The sequence below is a fragment of the Aeromonas sp. NJAU223 genome, assembly GCF_051125555.1.
In the GTDB taxonomy this organism is placed as follows: Bacteria; Pseudomonadota; Gammaproteobacteria; order Enterobacterales; family Aeromonadaceae; genus Aeromonas; species Aeromonas veronii_G.
On the sequence record NZ_CP144204.1, the window covers coordinates 3825001 to 3838908 of the forward strand.

11 protein-coding genes (1 of these 11 only partly in view) are annotated in these 13908 nt (G+C 59.6%); 5 read left to right on the forward strand and 6 right to left on the reverse strand.

Annotated features, from left to right (window positions below; all coding sequences use genetic code 11):
- Positions 1-2814, forward strand: the 3' portion of a protein-coding gene (gene rapA, locus VZC39_RS17455; RefSeq protein ID WP_349919608.1) for an RNA polymerase-associated protein RapA. The gene continues 54 nt to the left of window position 1, outside the view; 2814 of the gene's 2868 nt are visible here — the last part of the coding sequence; its start codon lies off the left edge, out of view; its stop codon occupies positions 2812-2814.
- Positions 2815-2909: 95 nt separating this feature from the next.
- Positions 2910-3578 carry a bifunctional tRNA pseudouridine(32) synthase/23S rRNA pseudouridine(746) synthase RluA gene (gene rluA, locus VZC39_RS17460; protein ID WP_349919609.1) on the forward strand — a complete coding sequence of 223 codons (669 nt, stop codon included), beginning with the start codon at positions 2910-2912 and terminating at the stop codon, positions 3576-3578.
- Positions 3579-3638: 60 nt separating this feature from the next.
- On the opposite strand, the gene VZC39_RS17465 is transcribed toward rluA, so the two are convergent.
- The 5 genes from VZC39_RS17465 to VZC39_RS17485 all read right to left on the reverse strand — a co-directional run bounded on the left by VZC39_RS17465 (position 3639) and on the right by VZC39_RS17485 (position 8405).
- Positions 3639-3827: a hypothetical protein gene (locus VZC39_RS17465; protein ID WP_349919610.1), complete on the reverse strand. Its 189-nt coding sequence runs from the start codon at positions 3825-3827 to the stop codon at positions 3639-3641.
- Between the two features lie 59 nt (positions 3828-3886).
- The gene (locus tag VZC39_RS17470; RefSeq protein ID WP_349919612.1) at positions 3887-5818 is read right to left on the reverse strand and encodes a putative bifunctional diguanylate cyclase/phosphodiesterase; all 1932 of its coding nucleotides are present in this window, start codon (positions 5816-5818) and stop codon (positions 3887-3889) included.
- Positions 5819-5843: 25 nt separating this feature from the next.
- Positions 5844-6290 carry a molybdopterin-binding oxidoreductase gene (locus tag VZC39_RS17475; protein WP_434476202.1) on the reverse strand — a complete coding sequence of 149 codons (447 nt, stop codon included), beginning with the start codon at positions 6288-6290 and terminating at the stop codon, positions 5844-5846.
- A gap of 146 nt (positions 6291-6436) precedes the next feature.
- Positions 6437-8071: a chaperonin GroEL gene (gene groL / locus VZC39_RS17480; protein WP_349919616.1), complete on the reverse strand. Its 1635-nt coding sequence runs from the start codon at positions 8069-8071 to the stop codon at positions 6437-6439.
- 40 nt (positions 8072-8111) lie between these two features.
- A complete protein-coding gene (locus VZC39_RS17485; protein ID WP_005309514.1) occupies positions 8112-8405 on the reverse strand; it encodes a co-chaperone GroES in 294 nt (97 codons plus the stop codon).
- A 241-nt stretch (positions 8406-8646) separates the two neighbouring features.
- Between VZC39_RS17485 and VZC39_RS17490 the strand changes: the two genes are divergently transcribed.
- On the forward strand, positions 8647-9981 hold the full coding sequence (locus tag VZC39_RS17490) for an MATE family efflux transporter (protein WP_349922552.1): 1335 nt from the start codon (positions 8647-8649) through the stop codon (positions 9979-9981).
- Positions 9982-10008: 27 nt separating this feature from the next.
- Here VZC39_RS17490 and VZC39_RS17495 read toward each other — a convergent pair whose 3' ends face one another.
- Positions 10009-10482 carry an FxsA family protein gene (locus VZC39_RS17495; RefSeq protein WP_349919618.1) on the reverse strand — a complete coding sequence of 158 codons (474 nt, stop codon included), beginning with the start codon at positions 10480-10482 and terminating at the stop codon, positions 10009-10011.
- 445 nt (positions 10483-10927) lie between these two features.
- On the opposite strand from VZC39_RS17495, the gene aspA reads away from it, so the two are divergent.
- Both aspA and VZC39_RS17505 read left to right on the forward strand, forming a co-directional pair.
- Positions 10928-12370, forward strand: coding sequence for an aspartate ammonia-lyase (aspA, locus tag VZC39_RS17500; RefSeq protein ID WP_349919620.1), 1443 nt, complete (start codon positions 10928-10930; stop codon positions 12368-12370).
- Between the two features lie 131 nt (positions 12371-12501).
- Positions 12502-13821: an anaerobic C4-dicarboxylate transporter gene (locus VZC39_RS17505; protein WP_349919621.1), complete on the forward strand. Its 1320-nt coding sequence runs from the start codon at positions 12502-12504 to the stop codon at positions 13819-13821.
- Positions 13822-13908 lie beyond the last annotated feature (87 nt).

A 13908-nucleotide genomic window follows, 5' to 3' on the forward strand; every position in this document is an offset into this window, starting at 1 on the left:
TTGGGAACTGTCGTTGCTGTAGAAGGACGCATGGTTACCCTGATGTTTCCGGCTACCGGTGAAAACCGCATGTATGCCAAAGAGGAGGCGCCGGTCACCCGGGTCAGCTTCAATGTGGGCGATCAGATCGTCAGTCACGAAGACTGGACCATGTTGGTCGAAGAGGTGCAGGAGAAGGATGGGCTGCTTATATATGTCGGCACCCGTACCGACAATGAAGAGCCCGTCGTCCTCAAGGAAGTGTTTCTCAGCAACTTCATCAAGTTCAACAAGCCGCAGGATCGCCTGTTTGCCGGGCAGATAGATCGCATGTCTCGCTTCACCCTGCGCTTTGATGCCCTGATCAACCAGCACCAGCGTCGCCGCAACCCGACTCGTGGTCTGGCGGGGGGCAAGGTCAGCCTGATCCCTCATCAGCTCTATATTGCCCATGAAGTGGGCCACCGTTATGCCCCCCGCGTGCTGCTGGCCGATGAAGTCGGTCTGGGCAAGACCATAGAAGCGGGCATGATCATCCATCAGCAGCTGCTGTCCGGCCGTGCCCAGCGCGTGCTGATCCTGCTGCCGGAAACCCTGCAACACCAGTGGCTGGTCGAGATGATGCGCCGCTTCAACCTGCACTTCTCCCTGTTCGACGAGGAACGCTGCATCGAGGCATTCGCCGATGCCGAGAATCCGTTCGAAACGGAACAACTGGTCATCTGCAGCCTCGACTTCCTGCGCAAGAAGCGCCGCCGCTTCGAACAGGTACTGGAAGCCGAATGGGATCTGCTGGTTGTCGACGAGGCTCATCATCTGGAGTGGAGCGAGGAGACCCCGAGCCGTGCCTACGAAATGGTCGAGGCCCTGGCTGAACAGGTCCCCGGCGTGCTGCTGCTGACCGCCACCCCGGATCAACTCGGCCACCAGAGCCACTTCGCCCGTCTGCGTCTGCTCGACCCCGAGCGCTTCTACGACTACGACGCCTTCCTCACCGAGGAGCAGGCCTATGGCCAGGTCGCCAGCGCCGCCCAGGAGCTGCTTGCAGGCGGAGACCTGAGCGAGGAAGCGAGACGGATCCTCGCCAGCCAGCTTGATGGGCTGGATCTGGCCGATACCGCCGCCCGTCAGCAGGCGGTCGGCAAGCTGCTGGATCAGCACGGCACCGGCCGGGTGCTGTTCCGCAACAGTCGTGCCAATATTCAGGGCTTCCCCGAACGTCACCTCAACGTCTATCCCATGCCGCTGCCGGAGCAGTACAAGACCGCCATCAAGGTGATGGGCATGATGGGGGGCAACGGCGGCGATCTGCAGACCCGCGCCTTGCGCTATCTCTATCCGGAGAAGATCTTCCAGCAGTTCGAGGGAGACAACGCCAGCTGGACCCAGTTCGATCCCCGTATCGACTGGCTGCTGGAACTGCTGCTCGGTGCACGCCAGCAGAAGGTGCTGGTGATCTGCTCCGAAGCGGCTACTGCCATCGCACTGGAAGAGGCGCTGCGGACCCGTGAAGGGATCCGTGGCGCCGTGTTCCATGAAGGCATGTCCATCCTCGAACGTGACAAGGCTTCCGCCTATTTTGCGCAAGCGGAGGGCGGCGCCCAAGTGCTGCTCTGCTCCGAGATTGGTTCCGAGGGCCGCAACTTCCAGTTCGCCAGCCACCTGGTACTGTTCGATCTGCCCCTCAACCCGGATCTGCTGGAGCAGCGCATCGGTCGTCTCGACCGCATCGGCCAGCAGAACACCGTCGAGATCCACGTTCCTTATCTGATAGGTACCGCCCAGCGGGCACTGCTCTGCTGGTATCACGACGGTCTGGATGCCTTCGAACAGACCTGCCCCACCGCTCGCCCCATCTTCGAGGCGGTACGCGATGAGCTGTTCGAGCTGTTGGCTGCCAACGAAGATAACCAGGATGGCCTGGATGCCTTGCTGGTCAAGACCCGTGAGCTGCACGAGCCGCTCAAGGCGAGGCTGGAACAGGGCCGTGACCGCCTGCTGGAGATCCACTCCAGCGGCGGGGCCGCTGCCCAGCAGCTGGTTGACAAGCTGGCGGCCGAAGACGACGACACCGGCATGATCTCTTTCGCCCTCAAGATGTTCGACGAGATCGGTGTCAATCAGGACGACAGAGGGGAGAATGCACTTGTGCTGACCCCGGGGGATCACATGCTGGTGCCAAGCTTCCCTGGCCTGCCCCAGGATGGCATGACCATCACCTTCGATCGCCCCACCGCCCTGGCGCGGGACGACATGGCGCTGCTCTCCTGGGAGCATCCCATCATGCGTGGCGGCATCGATCTCATTCTGGGCTCAGAGATTGGCGCGACCTCGGTTGCCCTGCTCAAGAACAAGGCTCTGCCGGTGGGCTCCATCCTGCTGGAGCTGATCTTCGTGGCTGAATCTGCCGCTCATCCCCAACTCTATCGTTTCATGCCGCCGACCCCGATCCGGTTGCTGATGGACAAGAATGGCCAGAACCTCGGCGAGAAGGTGGCATTCGATGCCTTCAACCGCCAGCTGACCCCGGTCAATCGTCACCTTGGCAGCAAGCTGGTGACGGCGTCACAACCGGTGATCCACGGTCTCATCGGCAAGGGGCAGGTCATCGCCGAAGAGCTGAAAGCCGGCATCGTCGACCAGGCTCGGGCACAGATGGCGCAGACCCTGCAGCAGGATCTGGACAGGCTGGAAGCACTCAAGGCGGTCAATCCGAACGTACGCGACAGCGAGCTGGATTATCTGCGCACTCTGCAGGCAGAATTGCACCACCTGATCGATCAGACCCAACTCAAGCTGGACGCCATCCGCTTTATCGTGGTCACCCATAACTGACAAGGTAGTGAAGGTGCATCGCGGCTGCCGTGCACCTTATTTATCGTGGTCACCCATAACTCAGTCACTGATGGGGCCTGCCCCTTGGATGAAAGATGCAAGACGCTACTTTTGAATATTCACCACCGTTGGAACCCTGGCTCGACATCCTGTTCAAGGACAGAGACATCATGGTGGTCAACAAGCCTACCGGCCTGCTCAGCGTGCCGGGGCGTGGACCGGAAAATGAAGACAGCGTCCTGCACAGGGTCAAGCAGCAGCACCCCAAGGCGGCGGCGGCCCATCGGCTCGACATGTCCACGACCGGAGTGCTCGTCATCCCCCTCACCCCGAATTCCCATCGGGAGCTGAGTCGCCAGTTTCGTGAGCGAGAGACCGAGAAGCACTACCTCGCCTGGGTGTGGGGTGAGCCGGAAGCTAGCTCTGGGCAAGTGGATCTGCCGTTGTGCGTGGACTGGCCCAATCGCCCAAGGCAGAAAGTCGACTTTGAAGAGGGGCGCCATGCCCTGACGCTGTGGGAAAAACTCAAGGTGGAGAATGGCAACAGTCTGATCAAGCTGACTCCGATCACGGGCCGTTCCCATCAACTGCGGGTACACATGCTGGAGCTGGGTCACCCCATCCTCGGGGACAACCTCTATGCCCATCCCGAGGCGCTGGCTGCCGCACCGCATCTCTACCTGCATGCGGCCATGCTGACCATCACCCACCCCCGTAGTGGCGAACGTATGAGCTTCGAGGCCCCCGCCCCTTTCTCATGCTAAGCCTTGATGGCGTTGAATAAGAAAAGCCCCCATCCATGGATGGGGGCTTTTTTATCAGGGTCAGACGTGGATATTGATGTTGCTTCCCAATGATCCCGTCGCCGACGGAGTCGGTGCCTGGGCTGGCTGGGCGGCCGTCTGCAGCAGTTTCAGGGCGGTTTCCCCCTCCTGAAGTTGCTGTTTTTTCGCCAGGCTGGCCACCATCAAGGCAGAACCATATGACGAGGATGCAGTGCTAGAAATGTCCATTGTGTACCTCCTGCCTAAGCACTATCGGCTCTCCTTCCCAAAACATGAGTCATTCACCATCAAATGAGGCATGCCTTGTCCGGTATACGCCTGGCCAGCCAGCGCTCTTCCATTTCCAGCAGAGTCTGATAGGCCTTCACCGCCTGTTCGGGACGGCTGAACAGATAGCCTTGCCCATAGAGATGGATGTCCGTCAGTGCGCGCAGCACATCGAGCTGGCCCTGTGTCTCTATCCCCTCACACACCAGCTTCTTGCCCAGCATGGAGCCCATCCGGCAGATATTGGCAACCAGCTCGGCTGCCTCGACCGAGGTGTCTATGCCCTGTATGAAGGATCTATCTATCTTCACCTTGCTCACCGGCAGCTTCTGCAGATAGCTGAGGGAAGAGTACCCGGTACCAAAGTCATCAAGGGCAAGTTGAACCCCCTGCTGATTGAGATCCTGCATCAGCTGCAGCGAATTTTTCACCTCCCGCATGGTGGTGTCCTCGGTCACCTCGAGCACCAGGCTGGCCGCGGGGATGTGATGATCCATCAGGGCCCTGGCCACCAGTTTCAAAAGATTGCGCTGATACATCCCTGGTGAGATGTTGACGCACATCTGCAAATCAACCAGTCCCAGATGCTGCCATTTGTGCAACTGCTCGCAGGCGGTATTGAGGATCCAGCTGCCGAGCTTCTCCGCCAGCTGGAACTCTTCCGCCACCTGGATCACCTCGTTGGGCGGAATGAAACCGAGTTCGGGATGACGCCAGCGCAGCAGTGCCTCCACCGCCTCGCAGCGTCCGCTCTCCAGATTGACGATGGGCTGGTAGTAGAGCTCGAGCGCATTGTGTTCAAGCGCCATCACCATGTCTGAGGCCAGATGCTTGCGTCTGGCGGTTTCATTGAGCAGAGAGTTGTCGTAAATGACATAGGGCACGTGGGTCTTGCGGCTGTGGAACAGCGCCTGTTCGGCCCGGCTGAGCAACTCCTGGGTCTGGTTGCTATCCATGGGGAAGAAGGCGATGCCGATGCCGACTTCCAGCCGGAAGGGATAGTTGTCGATGAGGATGTCCTGCTTGAGGGCATAGAGTATCCTCGCCACCAACTCCCTGACCTGGCGCAGATCGCTCCCCTCCCGCTGCAACATGGCCAGCTGATCTCCCCCGAGGCGGGCGATCCACTCACCGTTCTCGCACAGAGCATTCAAGCGCCTTGCCAGCTCCTGCAGCAGGATGTCCCCCGTGCTGTAACCGAACTTGCTGTTGATATCCCGAAAGTCGTTGATATCCACCAGTACCAATCCGAAAGGCGTATCCCGGCTGACGTAGGACTCCATCTTCTCCAGCAGCGCCAGCCGGTTGGCGAGGCCGGTCAGCGGATCGACCCGGGCTGCCCTGAAATGCCGCCTGGCCTCGCGCACCAGCAGGCCACTGAGCAGAATGACCGAGATCACCAGCCCCAGCACCATGAACAGCAGCGCATTGCGCAGTTGGGCGAAGCGCTTGTCATTGCCCGTGTAGACGTTGATGTTGTTCTGCATCACGGAGGCGAGAGAGTAGGAGAGAGGCTCTTGCAGGGGGGCTATCCGCATCAGGATCTGCTGATAATCTGGCGTTCCAGGCTTCAAATCCGCCAATTTTGGCTCAATTTCCCGAATATTACTCTCGGTCAACTGGACCAGCCGCAGCGTTTTTTGATTGTCCCCCAGGCTTTTGCGCAACTGGCCGCTCAAGAGGATCGGAGTCCGGCTCCAGAGGATGTCGTAACGCAGCAGCAGGGCCTCATGGTCGATGCCACCGTAATGGTAGATCTCGACCGCATTGAGGAAGCGTCCCAACTCCAGCTGCAGTTGCATCAGGGCCCAGGAGACATCATAGGTGTACTTTTCCATCACCCGGGTCGCATTCTGTATCTGCACAAGGCAATACAAGGTGCTTCCCGTGAACAACAAGATGGATAGATAGAGAACGCCGAGTAAGGGCCAGGCCCTGGTCTTCGCTTTCACCCTGAACTCCTGCAAGCCACCGTCATTACTGCTGAATATCGATCGAACTCAACTGCCAGATCATCATGTCGGTGAAGGCTGACCGTTTGAGCTCGGGGTATTGATCCAAGGGCAGGATAAACCACAGGGGCCCCTTGTCACGTACCCGCATGGTCATGCCGTCATCCTGCCACGCCAGAATGGGATCATATTGCTTGACCTTATCCCAGTTGATCCGGATCTGAAAACTATTCAGGGCGGTGAGAGTGATGCTCTTGCCCTTGGCACCCACCGCCGTCATCACATCCGCCAGCTTGGGTCCCACGTATTTATGCGGCTTGTCCACCCAGGGGCTGCTGGTCAGGATTTCATGCTGCGGCAGAGCCTTGATCATGGCCAGATCGAATACCACCTCCTCACTGCTCGGGTCGACGGGTTTCACATCCCCCGTCACCTTGAGGATCACAGGACCTGCCGGGGCCGCCATCACCATGGTCGGCAGGCACAGGGAAAACAGTAATGGGATCAAACCTAAATTGCGCATCCTCACCTCAGCTGATTGCACTATCAATAAATCCAGTTTAGTAGTCCTAAAAAAAACGGCTCGCAAATGCGAGCCGTTTGATAACAATGGGTTGATTACATCATACCCATGCCGCCCATGCCACCCATATCAGGCATGGCCGGTGCATCTTTCTTCGGCAGTTCGGTGACCATGCACTCGGTGGTGATCATCAGACCGGCGATGGAAGAGGCGAACTGCAAGGCAGAACGGGTCACCTTGGTCGGATCCAGGATACCCATGGCCAGCATGTCGCCGTACTGTTCGGTATAGGCGTTGTAACCGAAGTTACCTTCACCGTTCTTCACCGCGTTGGCGATGACGGAGGCTTCTTCACCGGCGTTGATGACGATCTGACGCAGCGGGGCTTCCATGGCGCGCAGAGCAACTTTGATACCTACGTTCTGGTCTTCGTTGTCACCACGCAGGTCGGCCAGCTTGGCGGCTGCGCGAACCAGTGCCACACCACCACCGGCAACCACGCCTTCTTCCACGGCGGCGCGAGTCGCGTGCAGGGCATCGTCGACGCGGGCCTTCTTCTCTTTCATTTCCACTTCGGTGGCAGCGCCAACCTTGATGACGGCAACACCGCCAGCCAGCTTGGCCACGCGCTCTTGCAGCTTCTCACGGTCGTAATCGGAAGAGGTCTCTTCGATCTGCTGACGGATCTGGGCCACACGGCTCTCGATCAGAGCAGCATCACCCACGCCATCGATGATGGTGGTGTTCTCTTTGGTGATGACGATGCGCTTGGCACGGCCCAGATCTTCCAGGGTCGCCTTCTCCAGCTCCATGCCCACCTCTTCGGAGATCACGGTACCGCCGGTCAGGATGGCGATATCTTGCAGCATGGCCTTGCGACGGTCACCGAAGCCCGGCGCCTTGACGGCGGCAACCTTCACGATGCCACGCATGGTGTTGACCACCAGGGTCGCCAGCGCTTCGCCTTCCACGTCTTCGGCAATGATGATCAGCGGCTTGCCTGCCTTGGCCACACCTTCCAGCACCGGCAGCATTTCACGGATGTTGGAGACCTTCTTGTCCACCAGCAGGATGAAGGGGTCATCCAGCTCGACGGAGCCGGTTTCCGGCTTGTTGACGAAGTAAGGAGACAGGTAGCCACGGTCGAACTGCATGCCTTCTACCACAGCCAGTTCATCTTCCAGACCCTGACCATCTTCGACGGTGATGACGCCATCACGGCCCACTTTGTCCATGGCTTCGGCAATCAGCTTGCCCACTTTCTCGTCGGAGTTGGCGGAGATGGTACCGACCTGAGCGATGGCATTGCTGTCGGCGCAAGGGGTGGACAGAGCCTGCAGCTCGGCGACGGCAGCCACTACTGCCTTGTCGATACCGCGCTTCAGGTCCATCGGGTTCATGCCGGCGGCAACGGCCTTCAGGCCTTCGTTGACGATGGCTTGTGCCAGTACGGTCGCGGTAGTGGTACCGTCACCGGCAGCGTCGTTGGCCTTGGAAGCAACTTCCTTGACCATCTGGGCGCCCATGTTCTGGAACTTGTCTTCCAGCTCGATCTCGCGGGCAACGGAGACGCCATCCTTGGTGATGGTCGGGGCGCCGAAGGACTTGTCCAGTACCACGTTGCGGCCTTTCGGGCCCAGGGTGACCTTTACTGCGTCAGCCAGAATGTTGACGCCTTCCAGCATCTTGATACGCGCGTCGTTACCAAACTTAACTTCTTTAGCTGCCATGTTCTTGAGTCCTTAAATCAATTCGGGGAAAAGGGGAAAATTACTCTTCGACAATCGCCAGGATGTCGGTCTCGGACAGGATCAGCACGTCCTGGCCATCCAGCTTCTCGGTCTTCACGCCGTAGCCTTCGTTGAAAATCACCTTGTCACCAACCTTGACGGCCAGAGCTTTGACATCGCCATTATCCAGAATGCGACCAGTCCCCACGGCCAGAACTTCACCACGGGTGGACTTCTGGGCCGCAGTGCCAGTCAAGACGATACCGCCAGCGGATTTGGCTTCAGCTTCGATGCGCTTGATGATGACGCGGTCGTGCAGTGGACGAATTTTCATCGATAACTCTCCCAAAATGAGTCTCTGTGTTGCTTGAGGAATGGCCGCATCCGGCCAAATTTGTAATGCCCCTGATCTGGGGCAAATTGGGTAGCCCTTCAAGGGCAAATACAAAAAAAATTTTTTCACGTACTATGAACATCCTTGATGGATGAGCGACCCGAGCCAGGACGGTGAATGGACGCGGCCGGCGTGCTGGCCCTGCAGCAACAGAGACGACCCCGTGAGCCGACCCAATCCCATGCTGACCGCCCCCATGCCTGCCGTGCTGCTGCGCATGACGGGCCCCATGATCCTCGGCATCGTCGCCATCCTGGCATTCAACCTGGTCGACACCTTCTTCATCGGCCTGCTGGGCACGCAGGCCCTCGCCGCCATCAGCTTCACCTTCCCGGTCACCTTCGTGGTCACCTCCCTCGCCATGGGACTGGGAGCCGGCCTCTCCGCCCTGCTCGGCCACACCCTGGGTCAGGGACGTCACGACGAGGCGGCCCGCATCACCACGGATTGTCTGTTTCTCGCCGTCCTGCTGGTGACCCTGCTCGCGCTGCTGGGGGCCCTGACCATCACGCCCCTCTTCACCCTGCTCGGGGCCAGTGCCGACCTCATCTCGCTGATCCATGACTACATGCTGATCTGGTATCTCACCGTGCCCCTGCTGGCCCTGCCCATGGTGGGCAATGCCGCCATCCGGGCCACCGGCGACACCAAGACCCCGAGTCTGGTGATGGCGGTGGCCGGGCTGGTCAACGGGGTGCTGGATCCCCTGCTCATCTTCGGCATAGGCCCCTTCCCCGAATGGGGCATCCGCGGTGCCGCCATCGCCACCTCCCTCTCTTGGCTGATGGCGACCCTGGTCAGCCTGCATATCTTGCGCAAGCGGGAGCGACTGCTGTCATGGCGCCTCTCACCGCGGCCACGGCTGCTGGCTCACTGGCGCGCCCTCCTGCACGTGGCGGTGCCCGCCTCCTTCACCAACATGCTCAACCCCTTGGCCAACGCCGTGCTGATGATCATCTTCGCCGGTCTGGGCACCGAGGTGGTGGCCGCCTACGGTGCCGCCTCCAGAGTCGAGGCCTTGTTGCTCATCGTGATGATGGCGCTCTCCTCGGTACTGGCCCCCTTCGTCTCACAGAACTGCGGGGCCGGCAATCCAGCGCGAGCCAAGGCGGCCCTGCTGCTCAGCATGCGCTTCGCCCTGCTGTTCCAGCTCGCCGTGTACGCCTTCATCTGGCTGACGGCTCCCCTCATCGCCGCCCTGTTCAGCGACCAACCCCAGGTGGCACGACTAATCGTGCTCTATCTGCATCTGGTGCCCATCGGTTACGGCTTTCAGGGCATGGTGATGCTGCTGGCGTCCGCCCTCAACGGCGTACGGGCATCCAAGGTCTCCTTCCTGTTCAACGGTCTGCGTCTGTTTGTGTTCTTGCTGCCAGGGGCCTGGCTGGGGGCAAAACTCGGGGGGGAGCAGGGGATCTATCTGGGGATATTGGTGGCCAATCTGGCGGCCGGGGGGCTGGCCTGGGGCTATGCCCATCGCCGTTTCGAGGGACTGTGCCATCAAGGAACCCCCTGAGGACACAGTCCGGTGTCATGTGCGCACCTACTCTTTGCGTTCGAACTCGCCTTCGATGGTGTTACCGCCGCGGTTGCCCGGTTGCGGCCCCTCACCCTGCCCCGGTTCAAAAGGGGATGACGGGTTCTGGAAGCCCCCCATCTGCATCCGGAACTGGCTGCTGCCCACCAGCTTGTCCGCCAGGCGGTTGCGCAACCAGGGCTGCAACAGCAGGATGCCGAAGAAATCGGTCACAAAGCCCGGGATGATCAGCAGCAGGCCGGCCAGCGCCAGCATCATGCCCCCCATCACTTCCCGGCCCGGCATCTCCCCCTGCTGCATCTTCTGCTGGGCACTGAACAGGGTCTTGATCCCTTCGCTGCGCACCAGGGAAGAGCCCAGCACGGCGGTCAATATCAGCAGCCCCACGGTTGGCAGGGCGCCGATCACCGAACCCACCTCGATCATCACGGTGAGCTCCAGCACGACCAGGCCGAATAATAACAATAACAACTTGCCCATAAGATCCTCGGTACGAGTAAAAGGGGTGAACCAGGCGGACCATGGCGAGGAGAGCGATTCCGGCACAGCCAGCCTGCTATCGGTTCTGACAACTGAAATGGGGCCAACTGTACATTTTTCAAGTCTGATGAGTGATACGGATCGGGATTCAGACAAATATCTTCTTGAATCTCTGGGATTGAAGTGTCTGTTCTGTCACAGTAATTCGCACAATTGCAGTATCTGTTTAATGACCACAAGTTATTTAGGGTCGGCTCAAATTTAGTGATCCAGGTCTAATATCAGATACCTCAATTGAGGTAATATCGACCCCAATGATTACCCGGGGGCAGCAAGCTCCCAACCGCCCCACTCGATGTGTGGTGCTTCAGGATGAAAAGTGCGTAAGGAAGTCGCGCCACTCGGTGAGGATTGTTTCCATTTATCTGATTTCTGAGGCATTACAATGAGCGACATCAAGAACGTCCGCATTGAAGAAGACCTGCTGGGCACCAAAGAAGTTTCCAATGATCTCTACTACGGTGTGCACACCCTGCGCGCCGTCGAGAACTTCAAGATCAGCTCCCAGAAGATTTCTGACGTTCCCGAATTTGTCCGTGGCATGGTGCTGACCAAGAAGGCCGCCGCACTGGCCAACGGTGAGCTGGGCACCATTCGTCCCGAAATCGCCGACAAGATCGTCGAAGCCTGCGACCTGATGCTGAACACCGGCAAATGCTTCGACCAGTTCCCGGTCGACGTTTACCAGGGCGGCGCCGGTACCTCCGTCAACATGAACACCAACGAGGTGCTGGCCAACATCGCCCTCGAGATCATGGGTCTGGAGAAGGGTCGTTACGACGTCATCAACCCCAATGACCATGTCAACAAGTGCCAGTCCACCAACGATGCCTACCCCACCGGTTTCCGCGTCGCCGTGGTCAACAGCACCGACACCACCCTGTTCGCCCTGGAAGGTCTGATCGCCGCCTTCGACGCCAAGGCCCAGGAATTCAAGCACATCCTGAAAATGGGTCGTACCCAGTTGCAGGATGCGGTGCCCATGACCCTGGGTCAGGAGTTCCACGCCTTTGCCGTCACCCTGCGCGAAGAGATCAAATCCATCAAGCGCTGTCAGGAACTGCTGCTGGAAGTGAACCTGGGCGCAACCGCCATCGGTACCGGCCTGAACACGCCGCCCGAGTACTCAGCCCTCGCCATCAAACGTCTGGCCGAGATCACCGGTCGTGCCTACGTGCCGGCAGAGGATCTGATTGAAGCGACCTCCGACTGCGGCGCCTATGTCATGCTGCACGGCGCCATCAAGCGTCTGGCCATGAAGCTCTCCAAGATCTGTAACGATCTGCGTCTGCTCTCCTCCGGTCCGCGTACTGCCCTGAAGGAAATCAACCTGCCGGAAATGCAGGCGGGTTCTTCCATCATGCCGGCCAAGGTCAACCCGGTTATCCCGGAAGTGGTCAACCAGTCCTGCTTCAAGGTGTTTGGCAACGATGTCACCATCACCTTCGCCGCCGAAGCCGGTCAGCTGCAGCTGAACGTCATGGAGCCCGTCATCGGTCAGGCCATGTTCGAATCCCTGAGCCTGATGGAGAAGGCCTGTGTCTCCCTGCGCGTCAAGTGCGTGGAAGGGATCACCGCCAACCCGGAAATCTGCATGAACCACGTCCTGAACTCCATCGGTATCGTGACCTACCTGAACCCCTTCATCGGTCACCATGAAGGTGACATCGTCGGCAAGATCTGCGCCCAGACCGGCAAGAACGTCCGTGAAGTCGTGCTGGAACGCGGCCTGCTGACTGCAGAACAACTCGACGAGATCCTCTCCATCGAGAACCTGATGAACCCGCAATACAAGGCCAAGCGCTACACCCGCGAAGCCACTGCATAAGCGAGTCAACAGGCCGGGGTTAGCCCCGGCCTGTTGTAGAGTCAGTTCCCGATTGGCCTCTCCAGCCCCATCGGGAATTGGCTTTCCTGCCACATAAAAACCTAAAAAAACTGGATTATGGAGTGTTTAATATGATTGGAATCGAGTTACTTGTCGTGCTCGCCGCTATCTATCTGGGGGCTCGGATCGGCAGCATCGGCATCGGCTTCGCCGGTGGCCTCGGGGTACTGGTACTGACCTGGGGGCTGGGCATGCCCATCCCGGGTGATCAGCTGGTCGCCTACCTGCCCTGGGACGTGATCATGATCATCGCGTCCGTCATCTGCGCCATCGCCTGTATGCAACTGGCCGGCGGGATGGACTACCTGGTCTCCCTTGCCGAGAAAGCCCTGCGCAAGAATCCCAAGCACATCACCTTCGCCGCGCCCGTGGTCACCTACCTGATGACCATGCTGGCCGGTACCGGTCACACCGCCTTCTCCACCCTGCCGGTGATCGCCGAAGTGGCCAAGGAGCAAGGCATTCGCCCCTCCCGTCCGCTCTCCATCGCGGTCGTCGCCTCCCAGATCGCCATCACCGCCTCGCCGATTTCGGCGGCCGTGGTCGCCTTCTCCGGCATGCTTGAGCCACTGGGGGTGGATTACCTGACCCTGCTGGCCATCTGCATCCCGTCCAGCTTCATCGCCTGTATCCTGGGTGCCTTCGTGGCCAACATGCTGGGCAAGCCGCTGGAGCAGGACGAAGTCTATCTGGATCGCAAGGCCAAGGGTCTCATCAAACTGCGCGGTTCCAGCCAGATTGAGCTCAAGCCCTATGCCAAGCTCTCCGTCGGCATCTTCGTCGCCGCCATCGTCGCCGTCATGGCCTATGCCACCGCCATCTCCGGCAACGTGGGCCTGATCGCGAGCCCCCCCATCCCCCGTGACGGCGCCATCATGGGCATCATGCTCTCCGCCGCCACCCTGATGGTCCTGCTGTGCAAACTGGACGCCTCCCAGGTCACCAACATGCCGACCTTCAAGTCCGGTATGTCCGCCTGCATCTGCGTACTGGGTGTCGCCTGGCTCGGCAACGTCTTCGTGAAGGGCAACATGGTCGAGATCCAGGCCTTTGCCGGTGACCTGCTGAACCAGTACAGCTGGCTGCTGGCCGTGGTGCTGTTCTTCTCCTCCATGCTGCTCTACTCCCAGGGTGCGACCACCAAGGCGCTGATGCCTGCCGCACTGGCACTGGGCGTGAGCCCGCTGGCTGCCATCGCCTCCTTCGCCGCGGTGAGCGCCCTGTTCGTGCTGCCGACCTACCCCACCCTGCTGGCGGCGGTCGAGATGGATGACACCGGCTCCACCCGGATTGGCAAGGCGGTGTTCAACCACCCCTTCTTCATCCCCGGTGTGGCCACCATCGCCATGGCGGTCGCCCTTGGCTTCTTCTTCGGCGGCCTGATCCTCTGATCTTGTCCCATGGATGAAGTTAAAACGGCCCTGCGGGGCCGTTTTCTATTTCAGCCTCTCATTCAGCTCCAGTCAGGCTTGGCAGGG

Bases quoted from the DNA above. Each gene is read 5' to 3' on its own strand.
- rluA (WP_349919609.1), top strand. From the start codon at position 2,910: ATGCAAGACGCTACTTTTGAATATTCACCACCGTTGGAACCCTGGCTC.
- VZC39_RS17465 (WP_349919610.1), bottom strand. From the start codon at position 3,827: ATGGACATTTCTAGCACTGCATCCTCGTCATATGGTTCTGCCTTGATG.
- VZC39_RS17475 (WP_434476202.1), bottom strand. From the start codon at position 6,290: ATGGTGATGGCGGCCCCGGCAGGTCCTGTGATCCTCAAGGTGACGGGG.
- groL (WP_349919616.1), bottom strand. From the start codon at position 8,071: ATGGCAGCTAAAGAAGTTAAGTTTGGTAACGACGCGCGTATCAAGATG.
- VZC39_RS17485 (WP_005309514.1), bottom strand. From the start codon at position 8,405: ATGAAAATTCGTCCACTGCACGACCGCGTCATCATCAAGCGCATCGAA.
- VZC39_RS17490 (WP_349922552.1), top strand. From the start codon at position 8,647: ATGCTGACCGCCCCCATGCCTGCCGTGCTGCTGCGCATGACGGGCCCC.
- VZC39_RS17495 (WP_349919618.1), bottom strand. From the start codon at position 10,482: ATGGGCAAGTTGTTATTGTTATTATTCGGCCTGGTCGTGCTGGAGCTC.
- aspA (WP_349919620.1), top strand. From the start codon at position 10,928: ATGAGCGACATCAAGAACGTCCGCATTGAAGAAGACCTGCTGGGCACC.
- VZC39_RS17505 (WP_349919621.1), top strand. From the start codon at position 12,502: ATGATTGGAATCGAGTTACTTGTCGTGCTCGCCGCTATCTATCTGGGG.